Raw genomic sequence first — 21,292 nt, forward strand, 5'->3', positions numbered from 1 at the left:
ACTTTGTGTTGCCTTTGTTGCCGCCGGGCGATGCCCGGATGATGCAGGTTCCGCGTCAGAATTCGCCGCGGAACCATGTCTTGAGTTTCTTGAACATGCTGCCCGCGCGTCCGGTCGGCAGCGACGGCCGGCGCGGATGCTCGTTCTGGCTGCCCATCAACAGCAGGCCCACGCCGGTGGCATGCACCGGGTTGCCCACCACTTCGCCCAGGCCGGTGACGTGCTGCGGAATGCCCACGCGCACCGGCATCTGCAGCATTTCCTCGGCCAGTTCGACCACGCCTTCCATCTTCGAGGCACCACCGGTCAGCACCAGGCCGGCGCGAACCAGTTCCTCGAAACCGGAACGGCGCAGCTCGGCCTGCACCATCTCGAAGATTTCCTCGTAGCGGCCCTGCACTGCCTGCGCCAGCGCATGGCGCGGCATGCGGCGCGGCGGACGGTCACCCACCGACGGCACCTGGATGCTTTCCTCGGCGGTAGCCAGCTGGGCCAGGGCGCAGGCGTAGCGCACCTTGATCTGCTCGGCTTCCGGGGTCGGCGTGCGCAGCATGTGCGCGATGTCGTTGGTCACGTGGTCGCCGGCGATCGGCAGCGAGGCGGTGTGGCAGATCGCGCCCTGCACGAACACCGCGATGTCGGTGGTGCCCGCGCCCATATCGACCAGCACCACGCCCAGTTCCTTTTCGTCGGCGGTCAGTACCGCCACGCTGGAGGCCAGCGAGGACAGCACCAGGTCGTCCACCTGCAGGCCGCAGCGCTGCACGCACTTGCTGATGTTGGCCGCCGCGGACTGCGCGCAGACCACCAGGTGGGCATGCACTTCCAGGCGCACGCCGGTCATGCCGACCGGGTTGCGGATGCCTTCCTGCGAATCGTCCAGCACGTATTCGCGCGGGATCGCATGCAGGATTTTCTGGTCAGCCGGGATCGCCACCGCCTTGGCCGCATCCAGCACGCGATCCAGGTCACCCCAGGTCACTTCGCCGTCGCGGATCGGCACGATGCCGGGCGAGTTCTTGCACTGCACGTGGTTGCCGGAAATGGAGGCGTACACCGAGCGGATCTCGCAGCCGGCCATCAGCTCGGCTTCTTCCACCGCACGCTGGATCGACTGCACGGTCGATTCGATGTCCACCACCACGCCGCGCTTGAGGCCGCGCGACTCGTGCGAGCCGATGCCGATCACTTCGATCGGGTTGCCCGGCGAATACTCGCCCACCAGCGCCACCACCTTGGAGGTGCCGATGTCCAGGCCGACGATCAGCGATTTGTCACCCTTGCGATTCATGTCCTTTCCTGCGTTCGTCTGGCCGGGGTCGCGGGTGCGCCGGCCGGCGTGGCCGGCGTACCCCAGCTCAGGGTGAAACCATTGGTGTATCGGAGGTCGGCGCGCTCGATGGGCGCCGCCTGGTTGGCCAGCTGCGGCAGCACGCGCACGAAGCGCTGCAGGCGCGAGCGGGCATCGTCACGGCCGACCACCACTTCGGTGCCATTGCTCAGCAGCAGCGACCAGCTGCCGCGCGCATCCATGGTCAGGCGGCGCACGTCTACACCGGCCGGTGCGAACAGCGCGCGCGCATCGTTGTACAGCTTTACGACCTCTTCGGTCTGGCTGTCCGGGCCATCCAGCTCGGGCAGCTGCAGGTCGGCCAGCTTCTTCGGCGTGGGGAACAGCTTGCCCTGCTCGGAGAGCAGGCGGCCTTCGCCCCAGCGTGCGAACGGCTTGTGCTCGACCAGGGTCACTTCCAGCACGTCCGGCCACTGCTTGCGCACCTGCGCGCTTTCCACCCATGGCAGCTTTTCCAGGGCGTCCTGCGCATCCTGCAGCTTGACCGCAAAGAAGCCCGCATGCGCGTACGGCAGCAGCACCTGCTGCAGCTGTTCCGGCGGCACCCGCTTGAACTCACCGTGCACGCGCAGCTTCGCCAGCGGCCAGCGCTCGGCGCCGACCCAGCCATTGACCACGGCCACCACCGGCAGTGCAACCACCGACAGGGCCAACAGCCAGACGAAGATGCGCAGCACCGCGTTCATGCGTGCGATGCCTCCAGGGTCTGTTCCAGCACGCGCCACACCAGTTCTTCGAAACCGATGCCGGCCTGCGCTGCGGCCTTGGGCACCAGCGAATGGCTGGTCATGCCCGGCGCGGTGTTCACTTCCAGCAGGAAGAAGCGACCGCTGGTGCGGTCACGCATCACGTCCACGCGGCCCCAGCCACGGCAGCCGGCGGCGCGGAATGCGGCCAGGGCGATGCGGCGGATCTCTTCTTCGTCAGCGCCATCCAGGCCCGGGCACAGGTACTGGGTGTCCTCGGCGATGTACTTGGCGTTGTAGTCGTACCACTGGCCCTTGGGCACGATGCGGATCGACGGCAGCGCGACATCACCGAGGATGGCCACGGTCAGTTCGTCGCCCACCACCATCTGTTCCATCAGCAGCTGGCCGTCGTAGCGCGCGGCCAGGGCCACCGCTTCGTCCAGGCCGGCGTCGTCGGTCACCCGGCTGATGCCCACGCTGGAGCCTTCGTTGGCCGGCTTGACCACCACCGGCAGGCCGAGTTCGGCCGCGTTGGCATGCACGTTCTGCGCGGTCACCTTCCTGTACTGCGGGGTCGGCAGGCCAAGCGACAGCCACACCTGCTTGGTGCGGATCTTGTCCATGCTCAGCGCCGAGCCCAGCACGTCCGAACCGGTGTACGGCACGCCGAAGGCCGCCATCAGGCCCTGCACGATGCCGTCCTCACCGCCACCGTTGTGGCCGTGCAGGATGTTGAACACGCGGTCGACGCCGCCGGCAGCCAGCGCCCTGGCCAGTGCCGGAATGCCGTCCACGGCGAACGCATCGACGCCGCGCGACTGCAGGGCTTGGAGTACGTTGCGGCCCGAATCCAGCGACACCTCGCGTTCGCTGGAACTGCCGCCGAGCAGCACGGCGACGCGGCCGAACACGGCCGGGTCGGTGGCGCGCAGCGGCGGGAAGGTCAGCGCGCTCACGCCTGGCCCTCCACCTTGAAACCTTCCACGGCGATCTGGCTGGCGACGGCGCCGATGTCGCCCGCGCCCATCATCAACAGCAGGTCACCGTCCTGCAGCACGTCCGGCAGCACGCTGGCCAGCTCTGCGGCCTTGCCCACCACCACCGGCTCGCTGCGGCCGCGCGCACGGATGGCGCGGGCCAGGGCGTGCGAATCGGCACCGGCAATCGGCTCCTCGCCGGCCGGGTAGACCTCGCTCAGCACCAGCGCATCGACGCTGGACAGCACGGCGGCGAACTTGTCGAACTGGTCGCGGGTACGGCTGTAGCGATGCGGCTGGAAGGCCACCACCAGGCGCTTGTCGGTCCAGCCACCGCGGGCGGCGGCGAACACCGCTTCCAGCTCGCTCGGATGGTGGCCGTAGTCGTCGATGATGCGGACCTTGGCACCACTGGCCGTGGTCACTTCGCCCAGGTCGTTGAAGCGACGGCCAACGCCGGCGAAGCTTTCCAGCGCGCGGGCGATCGCATCCGGGGCCACGCCCAGCTGCCAGCCCACCGCCGCAGCGGCCAGTGCGTTCAGCACGTTGTGCTTGCCCGGCAGGGCCAGCACCACTTCCTGGCTGGTGCCCTGCGGCAGGCGCAGGGTGAAGCGCATGCGCGAACCTTCCTGCACCACGTTCTCGGCGCGAACGTCGGCCTGCGGGCTCATGCCGTAGCTCATCACGTGGCGCGGGGTCTTGGCCGCCAGTGCAGCCACTTCCGGGTCGTCGATGCACAGCACGGCCAGGCCGTAGAACGGCAGGCGCTGCAGGAACTCGGCGAAGGCCGCCTGCACGCGGGCAAAGTCGTTGCCGTAGTTTTCCAGGTGGTCGGCATCGATGTTCGTGATGATCGACATCAGCGGGTTCAGGCGCAGGAAGCTGCCATCGCTTTCATCGGCTTCGGCCACCAGCCACTGGCCACCGCCCAGCTTGGCGTTGGCACCGGCGGCCAGCAGCTGGCCACCGATCACGAACGTCGGGTCAAGGCCGCCTTCGCTCAGCACCGCCGCGGTGAGGCTGGTGGTGGTGGTCTTGCCGTGCGTGCCGGCCACGGCGATGCCGCGACGGAAGCGCATCAGCTCGGCCAGCATCGCCGCGCGCGGCATGATCGGAATGCGCTGGCTGCGCGCTTCCATCAGTTCCGGGTTGTCTTCGCGGATGGCGCTGGAGACCACCACGCAGTCGGTGCCCAGTACGTTGGCGGCCGAGTGGCCACGCATGATGCGTGCACCCAGGCCAGCCAAGCGGCGGGTGGCCGCGTTGTCGGCGTTGTCCGAACCGGACACTTCATAGCCCAGCGTCAGCATCACTTCGGCGATGCCGCTCATGCCGGTACCGCCGATGCCGACGAAATGCACGCGCGGAAACGCGCGCACCAGGTCGTTGGTGTCGTGCAGGCGGCGGATCATGCGCGGCCTCGCGCGTGGCAGGCGCAGTGGCGGGCCTTCTTCATACAGCTTCCTCGAGAATGATATCGGCGATGCGCTCGGCGGCATCGACCTTGGCCAGCGCGCGCGCGGCTTGCGCCATCTGCATGCGGCGGGCGGGATTTTCGGACAGTTCGCGCAGCAGTGCGGCAATGCCGTCGGCCAGCGTTCCATCCTGCTTCAGCAACACGGCCGCATCGCGCTCGACCAGGTACTCCGCATTGCGGGTCTGGTGATCGTCGACGGCGGCGGGGAACGGCACCAGCACGCTGCCCACGCCCACCGCGCACAGCTCGGCCAGGGTGGACGCGCCGGCACGGCACACCACCAGGTCGGCCCATGCAAAGGCCTCGGCCATGTGGGCGATGAACGGAGTGATTTCAGCCTGCACGCCGGCCTTGGCATACGCCTCGACCGCTTCGGCATGCAGCTTCTCGCCGCTCTGGTGGCGCACCTGCACCGGCACGGTGCCGGCCAGCGCGGCGATGGCCTGCGGCACACCGGTGTTGAGCGCGCGTGCACCCTGGCTGCCGCCCACCACCAGCAGCCGCAGCGGGCCCTGGCGATCGGCGAAGCGCTGCTCCGGCGGCGCGATCGCGGCGATTTCCGCGCGCACCGGGTTGCCGACGAACTCCTCGCCCTTGGCGAACGTGCCCGGGAAACCGGTCAGCAGGCGGCGCGCGTAGCGCGACAGGATGCGGTTGGTCATGCCCGGCGCACGGTTCTGCTCGTGCACCAGCAGCGGCAGGCCGTGCAGGCGGGTGGCGATGCCACCGGGGCCGGAGGCGAAGCCACCGAAGGCGATCACGGCGCGCGGCTGGCGCTTGCGGATGATCATGCCGGCCGCGCGCAGCGCGCGCATCAGCCGCCACGGTGCACCCAGCAGGGCCAGCTTGCCCTTGCTGCGCAGGCCGGTGATGGCCAGCGTGTCGACCGGGATGTCGTGCTGCGGCACCAAGCGGGTTTCCATCGCGCCGTCGGCACCCATCCAGGTGACCGGCACGCCACGCTGGCGCAGCACGCGGGCCACGGCCAGGCCGGGGAAGATGTGGCCACCGGTACCGCCGGCCAGAATCATCACCGGGCGGGCGCTGGCAGTCGTCGTGGAGGCAGTGCTCATGACAGCCTCCCGAAGGTCGGTTCGATGCGCGACTGCAGGCGGCTGGTGCCACGTGCAGCGGCAGCCACCGGTTCGGCTGCCTTCGGCACGCTGGTGGCAGCGGCCGGTGCAGCCGGTTCAGCCACGGGCGCACCTGCGGCCTCTTCGCCACCACCGATGCGCACGGCCTGGCGGCGCTCGGCGCGCTTCAGTTCATAGGTCACGCGCAGCAGCAGGCCCATCGCCACGCAGGTCATCAGCACCGACGAACCGCCCGACGAGATCAGCGGCAGGGTCAGGCCCTTGGTCGGCAGGATGCCCAGGTTCACGCCGATCGAGACGAAGGTCTGCATGCTGATCCACAGGCCGATGCCGAAGGCGATGTAGCCGGAGAAGTGGCGCTTCATTTCCACGCAGCGCATGCCCAGCCAGAAGGTGCGGCCGACCAGCAGCGCGTACAGGGCGACGATGGTGCAGGTGCCCAGGAAGCCGAATTCCTCGGCGGTGACCGAGAAGATGAAGTCCGTGTGCGCTTCGGGCAGGTAATACAGCTTCTGCACCGAGTTGCCCAGGCCGACGCCGGTCCACTCGCCACGGCCCACGGCCATCAGTGCGTTGGACAGCTGGTAGCCATCGCCCTGCTGGTCGGCCCACGGGTCAAGGAAGGAGGTGATGCGGCGCATGCGGTACGGCTCGATGATCGCCAGCGCGCTCATGCCGACCAGGCCGATGATCACCGGCATCGACATGCGCGGCATGTTCACCCCGCCCAGCACCAGCATGCCGGCGGTGATCGCCAGAAGCAGGGTGGACGAACCGAAGTCGGGCTGCAGCAGCAGCAGCACGACCAGCGCACCGGCCACGCCCAGCGGCTTCAGCATCGCCGGCCAGGTCGCATTGACCTCGTCGCGGAAGCGCACCAGGTAGCTGGACAGCCAGACGATGTAGAGCACCTTCACCGCTTCGACCGTCTGGAACTTGGAGATGCCCAGGTTGATCCAGCGGCGCGCGCCGTTGACCGTGCTGCCCAGGCCCGGCGTGAATACCGCCAGCAGCAGCACGAAGCAGCCCAGCAGCAGGATCTGATTGTACTGCTCGATCGACTTCAGCTCGGTGCGGGCGGCCACGACCGCCAGCACGATGCCGACCGCCAGGAAGATCAGGTGGCGGTTGAGGTAGTAGAACGGGCTGCTCATCAGCGCGATCGAGCTGGACGCCACCATCACCACGCCAATGCCCGTGAGCGCGATGATCGCGCCCAGCAGCCACTTGTCGTAGCTGCCTTCGATGGCTTCGAGGCGTGTTGCCTGGCGGGACAGGTCATTCATTCTCAGCGCACCTTCAGGGTGGCAAGGCCGATCAGCACGAGTACGACCGAGATGATCCAGAAGCGCACGATCACGCGCGGCTCCGGCCAGCCCTTCAGCTCGAAGTGGTGATGGATCGGCGCCATGCGGAACACGCGCTTGCCGGTCAGCTTGAACGAGGCCACCTGGATCATCACCGACAGTGTTTCGATGACGAACACGCCGCCCATGATCACCAGCACCAGCTCCTGGCGGGTGATGACCGCGATCGTGCCCAGCACCGCGCCCAGCGCCAGTGCGCCGATGTCGCCCATGAAGACCATGGCCGGATACGTGTTGAACCACAGGAAGCCCAAGCCCGCGCCGGCGATGGCCGCGCAGATGATGACCAGCTCACCGGCACCGGGGATCTGCGGGATCTGCAGGTAGTTGGCGAACACCACGTTGCCCGAGGCGTAGGCGAACACGCCCAGGCCGCAGGCCACCAGCACGGTGGGCATGATCGCCAGGCCGTCCAGGCCGTCGGTCAGGTTGACCGCGTTGGAGAAGCCGACGATCCAGAAGTAGGCGATGGCCACGAAGCTGATGCCGGCCAGCGGCAGCGCGATCGACTTGAACATCGGGATGTAGAAGGTCAGCGCGGCCGGCACGTCGGCGGTCTGCAGCAGGAAGATGCCCGCGGCCAGGCCGAAGATCGACTGCAGCAGGTACTTCCAGCGCGAGGCCAGGCCGTTCGGGTCGCGGCGCACGATCTTGATCCAGTCGTCGTACCAGCCGATGGCACCGAAGCACAGCATGACGGCCAGCACCAGCCACACGTAGCGGTTGCGCAGGTCGGCCCACATCAGCACCGACAGGGTGACGGTGAGCAGGATCAGCGAACCGCCCATGGTGGGCGTGCCGGCCTTGACGAAGTGGGTCTGCGGGCCGTCGGTACGGATCGGCTGGCCACCCTTGAACTGGGCAAGTCGGCGGATCATCGCCGGGCCGAGCCACAGCGACAGGAACAGGGCCGTCAGCGCGGCAAGGATGGCGCGGAACGTCTGGTAGTTGAACAGCCCGAACAGGCTCTCCAGCTGCTGCAACCATCGAGCCAGTTCATACAACATGCGGGGATTCCTCTCCTTGCGCCAGCAGCGCTTTGACAATCGTGTCCATGGCGCTGCCACGGGAACCCTTGACCAGGCAGCGCACGCCAGCGTGCAGCTCGTCCTTCAGCGCCTGCGACAGCGCGTCATGGGTGGCGAAATGACGGCCGCCTTCGCCGAAGGCGGTGGCTGCGGCGGCACTCAGCGGGCCCAGTGCATACAGGCGCTTGAGGCCGGCAGTACGTGCGCGGATGCCGGCCTGCGCGTGCAGCGCTTCGGCGTCAGGGCCCAGCTCGCGCATGTCGCCCAGCACCATCCAGCCCTCTTCCGGGGCGGCGGCCAGGGCGTCGATGGCGGCGGCCAGCGAACCGGGGTTGGCGTTGTAGCTGTCGTCCACCAGCACCGCGCCGTTGCGCAGCTGGTGGGCGATCTGGCGGCCCGGCACCGGCTGTGCCGCGGCCAGGCCCGACGCCACCAGGGCCAGGTCGATGCCGGCGCCCAGCGCCAGGCTGGCCGCGGCCAGCGCATTGCTGACGTTGTGCCGGCCCGGCAGGCCGAGTGCGATGCGGACCTCGCCCTGCGGCCCGACCAGGGTGAACTGGCTGCCCTGCGCACCGGCGCGGATGTCGCGCGCGGTGACATCGGCGCTGTGGTCCAGGCCGTAGCGCAGCACCCGGCAGCGCGCCGGGGTACCGACGAAATGCTGTTCGAACCAGCGGCCGTAGGCATCGTCGACATTGATGACAGCCACGCCATCGGCCGGCAGCGCGGCGTAGATCGCGCCCTTGGTCACCGCCACGCCGAGCAGGCTGCCCATACGTTCCAGGTGCGCCGGAGCGATGTTGTTGACCAGCGCATAGCGCGGGCGGGCAATGTCGGTCAGGTAGGCGATGTCGCCCGGCTTGCCGGCGCCCATCTCGTAGACGGCGTAGTCGGCGTCTTCCGGGGCATCGATGACTGCCAGCGGCAGGCCGATCTCGTTGTTGCGGTTGCCCGGGTTGGCGTAGACCACCTTGTGCGCGTGTTCGGCTACCTGCTGCAGGATCGCCAGCAGCAGGCTCTTGACGCTGGTCTTGCCGTTGCTGCCGGTGATCGCGAACACCTGGCTGTCGCGGTCGCGCTGCATGCCGGCGGCAATCCTGGCCAGAGCCAGTTCGCTGTCGGCCACCAGCACCTGCGGCACGTCCAGCGGCAGCAGGCGCTCGACCAGCAGCGCGCTGGCACCGCGCGCCTGCGCATCGGCGGCGAAATCATGGCCGTCGAAACGCTCGCCGCGTAGGGCCACGTACAGGGTGCCGGCGCCCAGGCTGCGGGTGTCATTGCTGACCGCATCGATGGCCACGTCGTCGCCGTGGATCTCGCCACCGGCCCAGTGCGCGATCAGCGAAAGCAGGGTGCGCTTCATGCGATGCCCTCCCCTGCCTGTGCTGCTAGAACACCGGCCTTGGCGGCCAGCGCGGCGGCCGCCACTTCGGTGTCGTCGAAGTCGTGGCGCACGCCATTGACCTCCTGGTATGGCTCGTGGCCCTTGCCGGCGATCAGGATGATGTCGCCCGCACCGGCGCGCTTCACTGCCAGGCCGATCGCACGCGCGCGGCTGCGCTGCACGGTCACGTGTGCCAGGTCGCGCGGTGCTCCTTCGCGTCCTGCGACCGCCCCGCTCGGGCTTCCATGCCCAGCGAATCCAGCCAGGATGTCGGCCACGATCACGTCGCCGTCTTCGCCGCGCGGGTTGTCGTCGGTGACGATGACCTCGTTGGCCAGCCGCTCGGCGATGGCGGCCATCTGCGGACGCTTGCCGGTATCACGCTCGCCACCACAGCCGAACACGCAGTACAGCGTGCCCTGCAGGTGGCCGTGCAGGCTTTCAAGGGCCTGTTCCAGCGCATCCGGGGTGTGTGCGTAGTCGACCACCACGGTGGGCAGGCCATCCTCACCGCCCAGGCGGTTCATGCGGCCGCGGATCGGCTGCAGTGCCGACAGCACGCCAGCGATGCGCTCGACCGGTTCGCCCAGTGCATGCAGGCTGCCGGCCACGGCCAGCAGGTTGTCCACGTTGAAGCGACCCAGCAACGGCGACTGCACCGCAGCGCGCGCGCCGTCGATGAGCAGTTCGAAGCCGATGCCGCGGCCATCCAGCTGCAGGCCTTCGGCACGCACGCTGGCACCGGCAGTACCGCGCGAGCTCAGGCCGATGGCCTGCACGCTGGCCGGCAGGCCTGCAAACAGTTCACGACCGAACGCATCATCCAGGTTCACCACCGCGGCCTTCAGGCCCGGGCGATGGAACAGGCGTGCCTTGGCCGCGCCGTAGCTGGCCATGTCACCGTGGTAATCCAGGTGATCGCGGGTGAGGTTGGTGAACACCGCCACGTCGTAGTGCACGGCATCCACGCGGCCCTGGTCCAGCGCGTGCGAGCTGACTTCCATCGCCACCGCACGTGCGCCGTCGTTGCGCAGCTGCGCCAGCAGCGCATGCATCTGCAGCACCAGCGGAGTGGTGAAGCCGGTCGGCTCGACCGCACCATAAAGTCCGGCGCCCAACGTGCCGATACTGCCACTGGGCGTGCCGAGAAGGTGCCAGGCCTGGGCCAGCAGCTGCACGGTGGAGGTTTTGCCGTTGGTACCGGTCACGCCCACCATCGTCATCGCGCGCGAGGGCGCACCATGGAACTGGTCGGCCATGGCGCCGAGGCGTGCGCGCAGGTCCGGCACGGCGATGGCATCGGCCGGCGCCGGCAGCTCGGCCGGGGCGGGCGGTTCGAACAGGATGGCGCTGGCACCAGCCGCGCGCGCCTGCTCGACAAAGCCCAGGCCATGCGCGCCGAAACCGGCGATGGCGACGAAGGCATTGCCGGGGCGCACGGCACGGCTGTCCAGCACCAGGCCGGTCAGAACGGTATCGTTGCCCGACAGGGCAACGTCCGGAAGCAACTGCGAAAGCAACATCGAAGGACTCATTGCGTGCCTCCCGCGGGCGGGGCCGGCACAGGGTTCTGCGCGCTGGGCAGCGCGGCATCGAATTCGGCGGCGGCATCGGCCGGCAGCACGGCCTCGGCCGGCGGCGCCGGCAGGATGGAGGCCGAATGCCCCATCTTTCCGGACTGCTGGGCAGCCAGCCACGACTGCAGGTCGTCCAGCGGGACGTCCATCAGGCGCAGCGTGCCTTCCATCACGTTGTGGTACACCGGTGCCGACACCAGGCCGCCGTAGAACTTGCCGGCCTGCGGGTCGTTGATGACGATGACGGTGGCGAAGCGCGGGTTGGTGGCCGGCACCACGCCGGCGAACAGCGAGTTGTAGTGGCCGCGCTCGTAACCGCCGGGGCCGGCCTTGCGCGCGGTGCCGGTCTTGCCGGCCACGTGGTAGCCGAGCACCGCCGCCTGCTTGGCGCCGCCCTGGGTCACCACCGTTTCCATCATCGCCACCACCTGCTTGGCGACGCTTTCGTCGATGATCTGCTTGCCTTCGTTGCGCTGGCCCTTGACGAAGGTCGGGGCGATCAGCTTGCCGCCGTTGGCCAGCGCCGAGTACGCGGTGGCGATCTGCAGCGGCGTCACGTTCAGGCCGTAGCCGTAGGACATGGTGGTCTTGGACGTACCCGACCAGCGCGCCGGGCGCAGCACCACGCCCCCGGATTCACCCGGGAAACCACTGTGCGGTACCGAACCGTAGCCGAAGCTGCGGATCGAATCATAGAAGGTCTGGTCGGGCAGCTTGGCCGCAACCTTGGCAGCGCCCACGTTCGAACTGCGGGTGATCACGCCGGTGACGTTGAGCACGCCGTTGTTGCGCGGCACGTCGCGGATGGTGAAGCGGCCCAGGGTCATGTAGCCCGGATTGGTATCGATGATGGTGTCCTTGGTCACCACGCCGGCCTGCAGCGCTGTCGCAATCGTCAGCGGCTTCATCGTCGAACCCGGCTCGACCAGGTCGGTCACGGCGCGGTTGCGGCGCGTGTCCGGCACCGCACCGTTGAGCGAATTCGGGTTGTAGGTCGGCAGGTTGACCATGGCCAGGATCTCTCCGGTGGCCACGTCCATGATCACCATCGAACCGCCGGCCGCCTTGTTGGCCACCAGCGCGTTGCGCAGTTCCTTGAAGGCCAGGTACTGGATGCGGCGGTCGATGCTGAGGGTCAGGTCCTTGCCCGGCTCGGCGGCGCGCAGCAGGTCGCTCTCCACCGTTTCGCCCTTGCGGTTGCGGATCACCCGCTTGGCGCCGGCCTTGCCGCGCAGCCATTCGTCGAAGGCCAGCTCCAGCCCTTCCTGGCCGCGGTCATCGATGTTGGTGAAGCCCAGCACGTGCGCCATCGCCTCACCCTGCGGGTAGAAGCGACGGAACTCGCGCTGTGCGGCCACGCCCGGAATCTTCAGCGCGACCACTTTTTCCGCGTCATCCGGATTGATCCGGCGGCGCAGGTACATGAATTCCTTGTCCGACTTCTGCGACAGGCGGCTGCTCAGCTCGTCCATCGACATGCCGACCGCCTGGGCCAGCTCGGGAATGCGGTCCGGTGCACGCAGCAGGTCCTGCGGGTTCACCCAAATCGAGGCGACCGGGGTGGACACTGCCAGCGGCTCGCCGTTGCGGTCGGTGATCATGCCGCGCGAGGTCTTGATCGGCAGCTCGCGCAGGTAACGTGCCTCACCCTGGCGCTGGTAGAAATCGCTGTTGATGATCTGCACGTAGGCCGCGCGACCGACCAGCGACACCGAGCACAGGCCGAGCGCCAGGGCCACCCAGCGCAGGCGCTGGCGCAGGTTGAAGGCGTTGCGCGGGCGGTTGCGGCCAGCCTTGCTCATGGGCGCACCACCACCACGTCGGCGGCTTCGGGGAACTTCATGCCCAGCTTCTCGCGGGCCACGCGGTCGACGCGGTTGGCTTCGGCCAGGGTGGCCTGTTCCAGCTGCAGGCGGCCGAATTCCAGGTTGATGTCATCACGCGTGCGTTCGGCACGCGACAGCTCGATGAACGTCTGCCGATGACGGTGACGCACGAACACGACGCCGATCGCCGAGGCCACGGTGCAGGCCAACAGGATGATCAGCAGCAGCCGGCTCATGCATCGGCCTCCCGCTTCTGTGCCACGCGCAGCACGGCGCTGCGGGCACGCGGGTTGGCGGCCAGCTCTTCATCGGTGGCCTTGATGGCACCGCCGATCAGGTCCAGGGTCGGCACGAACGCCACGGCCTCGGGCAGGCGGCGGTTGGCCGGCGGCGCCTTGGCCAGGCGGTTCATGTACTGCTTGACGATGCGGTCTTCCAGCGAATGGAAGCTGATCACCGCCAGGCGGCCGCCGGGCTTGAGCCGTTCCACGGCCGCATCGAGCCCGGCCTCCAGATCGGCCAGCTCGCGGTTGATGTGGATGCGGATGGCCTGGAAGCTGCGCGTGGCCGGGTGGATCTTGTCTTTTCCACGCGGCATCACCGAGGCGATCAGATCGGCCAGTTCGCCAGTGCGGGTGAACGGCTGCTTCTCGCGGCGGGCGACGATGGCACGGGCGATGCGGCGGCTCTGCCGCTCTTCCCCGTAGGTCCACAGCACGTCGGCGATCTCGCGGTCTTCGACGCGGTTGATCCACTGCGCCGCGCTTTCGCCGCTGTCCGGGTCCATGCGCATGTCCAACGGGCCGTCCTTGCCGAAGCTGAAACCACGCTCGGCCACGTCCAGCTGCGGCGAGGACACGCCGAGGTCGAACAGCACGCCATCCAGGCCTTCGGCCGTCGCATCCCACTGCAGCAGCTGGGCGAAGCTGCCGCGGAAGATGGACACGCGCGCGTCCGGCGCGAAATCGCGCTCTGCCACGGCGATGGCGTCCGGATCCTTGTCCATGACCAGCAGGCGCCCCTCCGGGCCCAACTGGGTGAGCACGCCACGTGCATGACCGCCACGACCGAACGTGCCATCCAGATAACGTCCGTTTTCGATCACCCTCAGGCCGTCAATGACCTGGGTGTACAGGACCGGCAGGTGCACCGCCGGCGACTGCGACACCGGAAGGTGACCGGTCTGCGCTTCTGGGCGCATCCGGGCACCCCGGCTCACAACTTCAGGTCGAGCAACCCATCCCCCAGATCCTCATCAGACAATGTCTGCTGGATCAAGGCACGATGCGCCTGCTCGCTCCACAATTCGAATTTGTCGCCCATACCGAGCAATACCGCCTTTTTCTCAATGCCCACCGCACCGCGGTGGCTGGCGGGAATGCTGATACGACCGTTGCCGTCGAGCTCGAGATGGGCGGCCGAACCGACCAGCTTCTGCTGCAACAGGCGCACGACGCGCTGGGTGTTGGGCTTGGACATCACGTCGTCGCGGACCCGTTCCCATTCCGACTCGGCATACAGCCACAGGCAGCCGGCTTCGAACGGGTTGTAGGTGAGAACCAGGCGGTTGTTGCTGGCACGGGCGACGAGGTCGCGGTAGGCGGTCGGAACCGCCATGCGTCCTTTATCGTCAACTGTGATGGCCGTCTCGCCCTGGAACACGACGCGTGCACCCTTCCTTCGCCCGGTGAAACATTGAACCACGAAAACCCACAAAACACCCGGATTTCCCTCTGATGCCCACCTTAGCAGCGGTCATAGGGTTGTCAACAACTTTTCAGCACGGAAATCGCCAGCCACATCAATGGCTTGCGGCGATGTTTAGAGAATTGTTCAAGGCTTATCCACAAGTTGCTGATCCGTCTCAATTTTTGAGATTGAACAGAAGTTCAGGGGTGTGGAGACGGCGTGAAACATGGCCTGCGCATTCATCTGGAACGGGGTGACAGCGGCGTAGGAATGCGCAAACCGGGCACAATGACGCCATGTGCCTGCTTGCTCTTGGCTGGTTACGTCACCCGCGCTGGCGTCTGGTGATGGCCGGCAACCGCGATGAGTTCCACGCCCGCCCGACGGCGGCCTTGGCCCCTTGGCAGGACGAGCCGTCCATCATCGGCGGGCACGACCTGCGTTCGGGCGGTGGCTGGGCCGGTGCAGGCCGTGCCGGGCGCATGGCCGTGGTCACCAACGTGCGTGACCCGCTGGCCGCCCAGGCCGGTCCCTCGCGTGGTGCGCTGGTGGCCGATTTCCTGCGCGGCCACGAACCGGCCGCTGTGCACATGGACCGGCTGGCCGGGATCGCTGCGGCATATGCTCCGTTCAACCTGTTGTTGGCCGATAGCGACAGCCTTGAGTACCTGGGCAACCATCCGGCCGAGCGCCAGACCCTGGGCCCGGGCGTGCATGGCATGTCCAACGGGGCACTGGACGCGCCCTGGCCGAAGACCCGCAGGTTGATGGACGCGCTATCGGCATGGCTGGACGCCGATGGGGTCGGATCCCTTTCGCAGGGCGAACGGGCTCTGACCCCCTTATGGGCTGCTCTCGCCGACGAACACCGCCCCGCCGACAGCGAGCTGCCCGACACCGGCATCGGCCTGGAACGCGAGCGCTGGCTGAGCCCGGCCTTCATCCGCGGCGACGACTACGGCACCCGCGCCAGCACGGTGCTGCTGATCGATACCGAGGGCCATGGGCAGATGCACGAACGCCGCTTCGGCGCGCAGGGTGTATTCCTGGGCGAGAGCAACGTCGCGTTCTAGGTAGAGTCGAGCTTGCTCGACTGCGTTCGCCGCGTGGATGGCATCGCCGATTCGAGAAATGGAGGCGGAGCCGGCCGATAAGCCGGGTTCTGTCGTGGACAGTCATTCCTCTAGGCGTTACGTCACCGCAACGCTCAAGCAACCTACCCGGATCCAACGCGGGCCGCGCCAATGGATCCCTATTTGGTCTTGCTCCAGGTGGGGTTTGCCGTGCCGGTCTGTTGCCAGACTCGCGGTGCGCTCTTACCGCACCATTTCACCCTTACCGGCCTTCCGAAGAAGACGTAGGCGGTATCTTTCTGTTGCACTTTCCGTCGGCTTGCGCCGCCCAGGCGTTACCTGGCACCTTGCCCTATGGAGCCCGGACTTTCCTCGGCACCCCCGAAGGGATGACGCGACTGTCTGGCCGGCTCCGCCAACGCGTATTCTAGCGTAAATGCGATGCGCTCCGCTCCGGGCCACCACAATACGGTAGCGCCGGGCCACGCCCGGCGGTTGTCTGATGCCGCGCTACGCGCTCGCCGGGCATGGCCCGGCGCTAACGGCCGTACAACGCCTTGCGCGGGGCGCCGGTCAGTTCGGCGGCCAGCTTGGCGGCGGTCGACGGCGGCAGGTGCTCGCTCAGCTTGGCGTAGACGTGGCGGCCGTGCGCCAGCTGTGCTTCGGCATCGTCGCCGGCGCCCTGCACCATCACCACGAACTCGCCCTTGCGCTGGTTCTCGTCGGCCTCGACCTTCGCCAGCAGGCCGGCCAGGTCACCCTCCAGCACGGTCTCGAACAGCTTGGTCAGCTCGCGCGCCAGCACCGCCGGGCGCTCGGCACCGAAGATCGCCGACATGTCCGCCAGCGATTCGGCGATGCGGTGCGAGGATTCGTAGAACACCATCGTGCGCACTTCGCCGGCCAGTGCCTGCAGGCGGTCGCGGCGGCCGCTGGCCTTGGCCGGCAGGAAGCCTTCGAAAGTAAAGCGGTCGCTGGGCAGGCCAGCCACGCTGAGCGCGGCGATGGCCGCGCAGGCACCGGGGATGGGGCTGACCTTGATGCCGGCCGCGCGCGCAGCGCGCACCAGGCGGAAGCCGGGATCGCTGACTAGCGGCGTGCCGGCGTCGCTGACCAGGGCCAGCGACTCGCCGGCCTGCAGGCGCGCCACCAGGCGCTGCGACAGCGCCTCTTCGTTGTGCTCGTGCAGGGCCACCAGCGGCTGCTGGATGCCGAAATGGGACAGCAGCTGGCCGCTGCGGCGGGTGTCTTCGGCACAGATGGCCGCCACCGAACGCAGCACCTCCTGCGCGCGCGGGCTCAGATCGGCCAGGTTGCCGATCGGCGTGGCGACGACGTACAGGGTTGGCACACTCATTTCAGCGGTACTCACGGGGCAAGGGTAGAATCCTAGCGTGTACCTGGCCAAGGCCGCTGCCCTCATCGCATGGACCCGATCATGAACAAGCCCGCCGCACGCATCTCCGCCCTGTCGTTGTCGCTGATGCTTCTGGCCGGTTGTGCCACCACCAGCCTTGTCAGCGCTCCCGAATCGCCGGCCCAGAGCCAGGCGCTGGCGCTGATCGAACAAGGCAAGCCGCGCGACGCTGCCCTGCAGCTGGAAGCGCAGGCCGCCACCCTGCGCGGCGGTGCCCGCAGCAATACCCTGGCCGATGCGGCCTGGGCCTGGCACCTGGCCGGTGACAGCGCCCGCGCACGCAGCCTGCTGGGCCAGCTGACCGCCCGCCAGCTATCCGGCGCCAGCCTGCAGCGCTTCCAGCTGGCCAGCGCCGAGCTGGCCCTGGCCGACAAGCAGCCGGCACAGGCCCTGGCCCTGCTCAAGGACGCGGGCGACAACGTGCACCCCAGCCTGCGCACGCGCTGGCACCTGGCCCGCGCCGAGGCACTGCAGGCCAGCGGTGACAGCTTCGCTGCCGCCGCCGAGCGCGCCCGTGCCCACGCCGGCCTGGCCGGGACCGCCCGCAGCGATAACCAGGCCGCCATCTCCGGCCTGCTCGGCACGCTGGACGACGCCACCCTGCGCAGCCGCGCCGCGGCGCTGCCGGCCAACGACCCGCTGTACAACTTCACCGGCCGTGCGCTGATCGCCCGCGGCCTGCCGCTGCCGCGCCCGTTCGACCGCGAGGGCGCGGCGCAGTTCGATACCAGCAAGCGCCCGCCGGCGCTGAGCGATGGCTACCGTCCGCCGGCGAAGATGGCCGTGCTGCTGCCGCTGAGCGGCCGCCTGGCTACCGCCGCGCAGCCGGTGCGCGATGGCCTGCTGGCCGCCTATTACGGTGAAAGCCGCCGCCGCCCGGAGATCAACTTCTTCGATACCGCCGGTACCCCGGCCGGTGCGCTGGCCGCCTATGACAAGGCCGTGGCCTCCGGTGCCGACTTCGTGGTCGGCCCGCTGGGCCGCGACGAAGTGGATGCGGTCTACGGCCGCCAGCCGCTGCAGGTGCCGATGCTGGCCCTGAACCGCGGCAAGGATGCGCCGCCGGCAGGCAGCGCGGGCTTCTCGCTCGCGCCGGAAGACGACGGCATCGTCGCCGCCGAATACCTGCGTGGCCGCGAGCGCAACCGCGCCCTGGTCATCAGCAGCAATGACGACACCGGCCGCCGTGCCGCCGCCGCCTTTGCCCAGCGTTTCGCCCAGCGCGGTGGCCAGGTGGCCGCCACGGTCTCCGTTGCCGAAGCGGTGGGTGATGTCAGCGCCCAGGTCCGCAACGCGGGCCAGGTCGATGCCGTGTTCCTGGCCGTGCGCGCGCCACAGGCCCGCCTGCTGGCACCGCAGCTGGCCCTGGCCGGTGCCGGTGGTGCAACGCGCGTCGGCACCAGCCAGCTGACCACCGGCAGCGGCAAGGCCGAGGAAGACGTGGCGCTGGACGGCATCATCTACCCGAACGAAGCCTGGAACGTGCGCAGCGTGTCCGGCCTGCCGTCAGCCGCGCAGGTGGGCCAGACCCTGCCCAGCGCGCGCGGTGCCGCCGGCCGCCTGTTCGCCTTCGGTGCCGATGCGTGGAAGATCAGCGCCTACCTGGAAAAGCTGTCGAACGAAGGCGGCCTGGATGGCGCCACCGGTACGCTGTACCTGGACAGCAACGGCAACATCCTGCGCCAGCCGGCGTGGTCCACCTTCAGCGGTGGCCGCCCGATGCCGATCGTCGGTGGTCGCTGAGCACCTGCAACGGGGCTCGGCGGTGGAAGCCGCCGCCGAGCAGCACCTGCAACAGGCCGGGTTGCAGCCACGCGCACGCAACGTGCGCTACCGGGGTGGCGAACTGGACCTTGTGATGGATGATGCGGGCACCGTGGTGTTCGTGGAGGTGCGTTACCGCGCGCGCTCGGATTTCGGCGGCGCCGCCGCCTCGGTGGATGTGCGCAAGTGCCGGCGCCTTGCCCACGCCGCGCTGCTGTACCTGCAGGATCACCCTGCTTTGGCCGACGCGCCCTGCCGTTTCGATGTGGTGGACGCCAGTGGCGACCCGCCGCAGCTGCGTTGGCTGCGCGATGCGTTCCGGTTGGATGACTGCTGATGCCGTCGATCATCACCCATGCCGCCGTGCCGCTGGCGCTGTGGTGCGCCGCTGACCGCGACCGCATTCCGCCGCGCCTGCTGACCGCCGGCGTGATTGCCGCGATGCTGCCCGACGCCGATGTACTGGCGTTTGCCCTGCATGTTCCCTATGCCGATGCGTTCGGCCATCGCGGTGCCAGCCATTCGTTGTTGTTTGCCGGCGTGCTGGCCGCGTTGGCGGCGCTGCTGGCGTTCTTCGGTAGTCGCCGACTTTGGCCGGCACCAGACAGCTCCGGTAGTCGCCGACCTTGGTCGGCGGTTCTGCGCCAACCAAGGTTGGCATCTACGACATCCACGGTGCAGGCCACAGTGTTCGTCTTCGTCTGCGCGGCCAGCCATCCGCTGCTGGATGCGATGACATCGGGCGGGTTGGGCGTTGCCCTTGCCTGGCCGTGGAGCGAACATCGCTTCTTCGCCCCGTGGCGGCCGATCCGCGTTTCGCCATTTGCGCCGCAGTTCTTCAGCGCGCGCGGCCTGGCCACGCTGCTGTCAGAGCTGCGCTGGGTGTGGCTGCCGCTGGCCACCGCCGTGATCGCCTGGAAACTGATCCAACCCGCCCCTGCCGTCCCCCGGAACCCCTCATGAGCACTGCCCTGCCCGCCGCCCTCGTTGCCGAACTGTCCGCCCTGCTGGGCGCAGAGGGCTGGCGCGTGGATGACGGTGCGCTGGAGGCCAACGCACAGGACAACTCCTGGCGCCGGCAGCGCGCGGAAGCCGTGGCCCTGCCCGCCGACATCGAGCAGGTGCAGGCGCTGGTGCGCGCCTGCCGCGCGTACGGGGTGGCCTTGGTCGCGCGTGGCGCCGGCACCGGCACCACCGGCGCTGCCGTGCCGCAGCCGGGCAGCATCGTACTGTCGTTCACCCGCATGGACCGCATCGTTGATATCCGTGCCGGTGACCGCTGCGCCGTGGTGCAGCCGGGCGTGTTGAACGGCACGCTGCAGCAGGCGCTGGCCCCGCATGGCCTGTTCTGGGCACCGGACCCGTCCAGCGCGGAGATCTGCAGCATCGGTGGCAACCTGGCCTGCAATGCCGGCGGCCCGCGCGCGGTGAAGTACGGCACCAGCCGCGACAACGTGCTCGGTCTGGTCGCGGTCACTGGCACCGGCGACGTCATCCGCTGTGGCGGCGCCTACACCAAGGATGCCACCGGGTACGACCTGACCCACCTGCTGGTCGGCAGCGAAGGCACGCTGGCATTGATCGTGGAAGCCACCCTCAAGCTGACCCCGCTGCCGGTCAGCCAGGCCGGCCTGCGCGTGCTGTACCGCGATGCCGATGCCGCCGCCGCCGCGGTATCGCGGTTGATGTCGCAGCCGGTGGTGCCCACGCGCCTGGAATTCATGGATGCGCGCAGCCTGCAGCTGCTGCGCTTGAATGGCGCCGACGTACCCGAGGCCGGCGCGATGCTGCTGGTCGAAGCCGATGGCGACCATGACACCCTGCCCTACCTGCTGCAGGCGCTGGCCAGCGCCGCGGAGGGCGACGGCATGATCGAACTGGACGTGGCGATGGAAGGCCGCGCCCGCGACCAGCTGTGGGCCGCGCGCAAGGCGCTGTCGCCCGCGCTGCGCAGCGTCGCCCCGGGCAAGATCAACGAAGACGTGGTGGTGCCGGTATCGCGCATTCCCGAGCTGGTGGCCGGCGTGCAGGCGCTGGCGCGTGAGTACACGCTGACCATCGTCACCTTCGGCCATGCCGGCAACGGCAACCTGCACGTCAACATCCTCTACCACCCGGAGGATGCTGACGAAAACGCACGTGCGCATGCGGCGCTGCCGAAGATCTTCGAACTGACGCTGGCGCTGGGCGGCACGCTGTCGGGCGAGCATGGCATCGGCCTGGCCAAGCGCGATTTCATGGCGCAGGCGTTCACCCCGGCCACGCTGGCGACGATGCGCGCGATCAAGGCGGCGCTGGACCCGGATGGCATTCTCAACCCGGGCAAGGTGTTGCCGGCGGCGTGAGGCCACTCGCAATCCTGTAGCACCGAACTCACGCTCGGCTGCATTGCTCTCTGTAGAGCCGAGCCCACGCTCGGCTGCATTGCCCCTGTAGAGCCGAGCCCACGCTCGGCTGACGCGTCCGCGCAAAAAGCAGCCGAGCATGGGCTCGGCTCTACAACAGCTGTCGCGATCTGCTCGCTCGTGCAACCGCGGCCGCGCCACTGCAAGCATTCGTAATTCTTCTACCTTTCCAAC

19 protein-coding genes and 1 other RNA gene are annotated in these 21,292 nt (G+C 68.5%); 5 read left to right on the forward strand and 15 right to left on the reverse strand.

The features are described 5' to 3' along the window. Nucleotides 1-55 precede the first annotated feature (55 nt). Genes ftsA through mraZ form a run of 13 tightly spaced genes read right to left on the reverse strand, consistent with a single transcriptional unit; the run spans nt 56 to nt 14,432 of the window. Nucleotides 56-1,291, reverse strand: coding sequence for a cell division protein FtsA (ftsA, locus tag FJU31_RS02985; protein ID WP_150453415.1), 1,236 nt, complete (start codon nt 1,289-1,291; stop codon nt 56-58). Continuing rightward, nucleotides 1,288-2,037, reverse strand: coding sequence for a cell division protein FtsQ/DivIB (locus FJU31_RS02990; protein WP_108767754.1), 750 nt, complete (start codon nt 2,035-2,037; stop codon nt 1,288-1,290). The genes ftsA and FJU31_RS02990 overlap by 4 nt, the downstream gene beginning before the upstream one ends. Then, nucleotides 2,034-2,996 (reverse strand): D-alanine--D-alanine ligase, encoded by a 963-nt coding sequence (locus tag FJU31_RS02995; RefSeq protein ID WP_150453416.1) that lies wholly within the window; start codon nt 2,994-2,996, stop codon nt 2,034-2,036. The genes FJU31_RS02990 and FJU31_RS02995 overlap by 4 nt, the downstream gene beginning before the upstream one ends. After that, entirely contained in the window at nt 2,993-4,429 is a 1,437-nt protein-coding gene (murC, locus tag FJU31_RS03000; protein WP_108748530.1) for a UDP-N-acetylmuramate--L-alanine ligase, read from the reverse strand. The genes FJU31_RS02995 and murC overlap by 4 nt, the downstream gene beginning before the upstream one ends. 40 nt (nt 4,430-4,469) lie before the next feature. Next, on the reverse strand, nt 4,470-5,567 hold the full coding sequence (murG, locus tag FJU31_RS03005; RefSeq protein WP_150453417.1) for an undecaprenyldiphospho-muramoylpentapeptide beta-N-acetylglucosaminyltransferase: 1,098 nt from the start codon (nt 5,565-5,567) through the stop codon (nt 4,470-4,472). Beyond that, nucleotides 5,564-6,874 carry a putative lipid II flippase FtsW gene (ftsW, locus tag FJU31_RS03010; protein ID WP_150453418.1) on the reverse strand — a complete coding sequence of 437 codons (1,311 nt, stop codon included), beginning with the start codon at nt 6,872-6,874 and terminating at the stop codon, nt 5,564-5,566. Before ftsW ends, murG begins: the two co-directional genes overlap by 4 nt. Before the next feature lie 2 nt (nt 6,875-6,876). Beyond that, entirely contained in the window at nt 6,877-7,962 is a 1,086-nt protein-coding gene (mraY, locus tag FJU31_RS03015) for a phospho-N-acetylmuramoyl-pentapeptide-transferase (RefSeq protein ID WP_150453419.1), read from the reverse strand. Then, nucleotides 7,952-9,346 (reverse strand): UDP-N-acetylmuramoyl-tripeptide--D-alanyl-D-alanine ligase, encoded by a 1,395-nt coding sequence (locus FJU31_RS03020; protein WP_150453420.1) that lies wholly within the window; start codon nt 9,344-9,346, stop codon nt 7,952-7,954. The genes mraY and FJU31_RS03020 overlap by 11 nt, the downstream gene beginning before the upstream one ends. Next, nucleotides 9,343-10,902, reverse strand: a complete 1,560-nt coding sequence (locus tag FJU31_RS03025) for a UDP-N-acetylmuramoyl-L-alanyl-D-glutamate--2,6-diaminopimelate ligase (protein ID WP_150453421.1) — start codon at nt 10,900-10,902, stop codon at nt 9,343-9,345. The genes FJU31_RS03020 and FJU31_RS03025 overlap by 4 nt, the downstream gene beginning before the upstream one ends. Further along, on the reverse strand, nt 10,899-12,746 hold the full coding sequence (locus FJU31_RS03030) for a peptidoglycan D,D-transpeptidase FtsI family protein (RefSeq protein WP_150453422.1): 1,848 nt from the start codon (nt 12,744-12,746) through the stop codon (nt 10,899-10,901). The genes FJU31_RS03025 and FJU31_RS03030 overlap by 4 nt, the downstream gene beginning before the upstream one ends. Beyond that, complete coding sequence (ftsL, locus tag FJU31_RS03035; protein ID WP_079220624.1) at nt 12,743-13,006, reverse strand: cell division protein FtsL; 264 nt, start codon at nt 13,004-13,006, stop codon at nt 12,743-12,745. The genes FJU31_RS03030 and ftsL overlap by 4 nt, the downstream gene beginning before the upstream one ends. Beyond that, nucleotides 13,003-13,971: a 16S rRNA (cytosine(1402)-N(4))-methyltransferase RsmH gene (rsmH, locus tag FJU31_RS03040; protein WP_150453423.1), complete on the reverse strand. Its 969-nt coding sequence runs from the start codon at nt 13,969-13,971 to the stop codon at nt 13,003-13,005. Before rsmH ends, ftsL begins: the two co-directional genes overlap by 4 nt. A 14-nt stretch (nt 13,972-13,985) precedes the next feature. Continuing rightward, complete coding sequence (mraZ, locus tag FJU31_RS03045; RefSeq protein ID WP_004143635.1) at nt 13,986-14,432, reverse strand: division/cell wall cluster transcriptional repressor MraZ; 447 nt, start codon at nt 14,430-14,432, stop codon at nt 13,986-13,988. A gap of 323 nt (nt 14,433-14,755) precedes the next feature. Here mraZ and FJU31_RS03050 point away from each other — a divergent pair, with 323 nt between their 5' ends. Continuing rightward, nucleotides 14,756-15,532, forward strand: coding sequence for an NRDE family protein (locus FJU31_RS03050; RefSeq protein WP_150453424.1), 777 nt, complete (start codon nt 14,756-14,758; stop codon nt 15,530-15,532). A gap of 62 nt (nt 15,533-15,594) precedes the next feature. Here FJU31_RS03050 and rnpB read toward each other — a convergent pair. Then, nucleotides 15,595-15,946: RNase P RNA component class A (gene rnpB / locus FJU31_RS03055), an RNA gene on the reverse strand. A gap of 124 nt (nt 15,947-16,070) precedes the next feature. Then, a complete protein-coding gene (rsmI, locus tag FJU31_RS03060) occupies nt 16,071-16,889 on the reverse strand; it encodes a 16S rRNA (cytidine(1402)-2'-O)-methyltransferase (protein ID WP_150453425.1) in 819 nt (272 codons plus the stop codon). 81 nt (nt 16,890-16,970) lie between these two features. On the opposite strand from rsmI, the gene FJU31_RS03065 reads away from it, so the two are divergent. Genes FJU31_RS03065 through FJU31_RS03080 form a run of 4 tightly spaced genes read left to right on the forward strand, consistent with a single transcriptional unit; the run spans nt 16,971 to nt 21,058 of the window. Beyond that, nucleotides 16,971-18,692, forward strand: coding sequence for a penicillin-binding protein activator (locus FJU31_RS03065; protein ID WP_150453426.1), 1,722 nt, complete (start codon nt 16,971-16,973; stop codon nt 18,690-18,692). After that, complete coding sequence (locus FJU31_RS03070) at nt 18,682-19,050, forward strand: YraN family protein (protein WP_188115436.1); 369 nt, start codon at nt 18,682-18,684, stop codon at nt 19,048-19,050. Before FJU31_RS03065 ends, FJU31_RS03070 begins: the two co-directional genes overlap by 11 nt. After that, nucleotides 19,050-19,676: a metal-dependent hydrolase gene (locus FJU31_RS03075; protein WP_150453428.1), complete on the forward strand. Its 627-nt coding sequence runs from the start codon at nt 19,050-19,052 to the stop codon at nt 19,674-19,676. The genes FJU31_RS03070 and FJU31_RS03075 overlap by 1 nt, the downstream gene beginning before the upstream one ends. After that, a complete protein-coding gene (locus tag FJU31_RS03080) occupies nt 19,673-21,058 on the forward strand; it encodes an FAD-binding oxidoreductase (protein ID WP_150453429.1) in 1,386 nt (461 codons plus the stop codon). Before FJU31_RS03075 ends, FJU31_RS03080 begins: the two co-directional genes overlap by 4 nt. Nucleotides 21,059-21,292: the final 234 nt, after the last annotated feature.

The organism is Stenotrophomonas cyclobalanopsidis (assembly GCF_008710035.1).
Lineage (GTDB): Bacteria > Pseudomonadota > Gammaproteobacteria > Xanthomonadales > Xanthomonadaceae > Stenotrophomonas > Stenotrophomonas cyclobalanopsidis.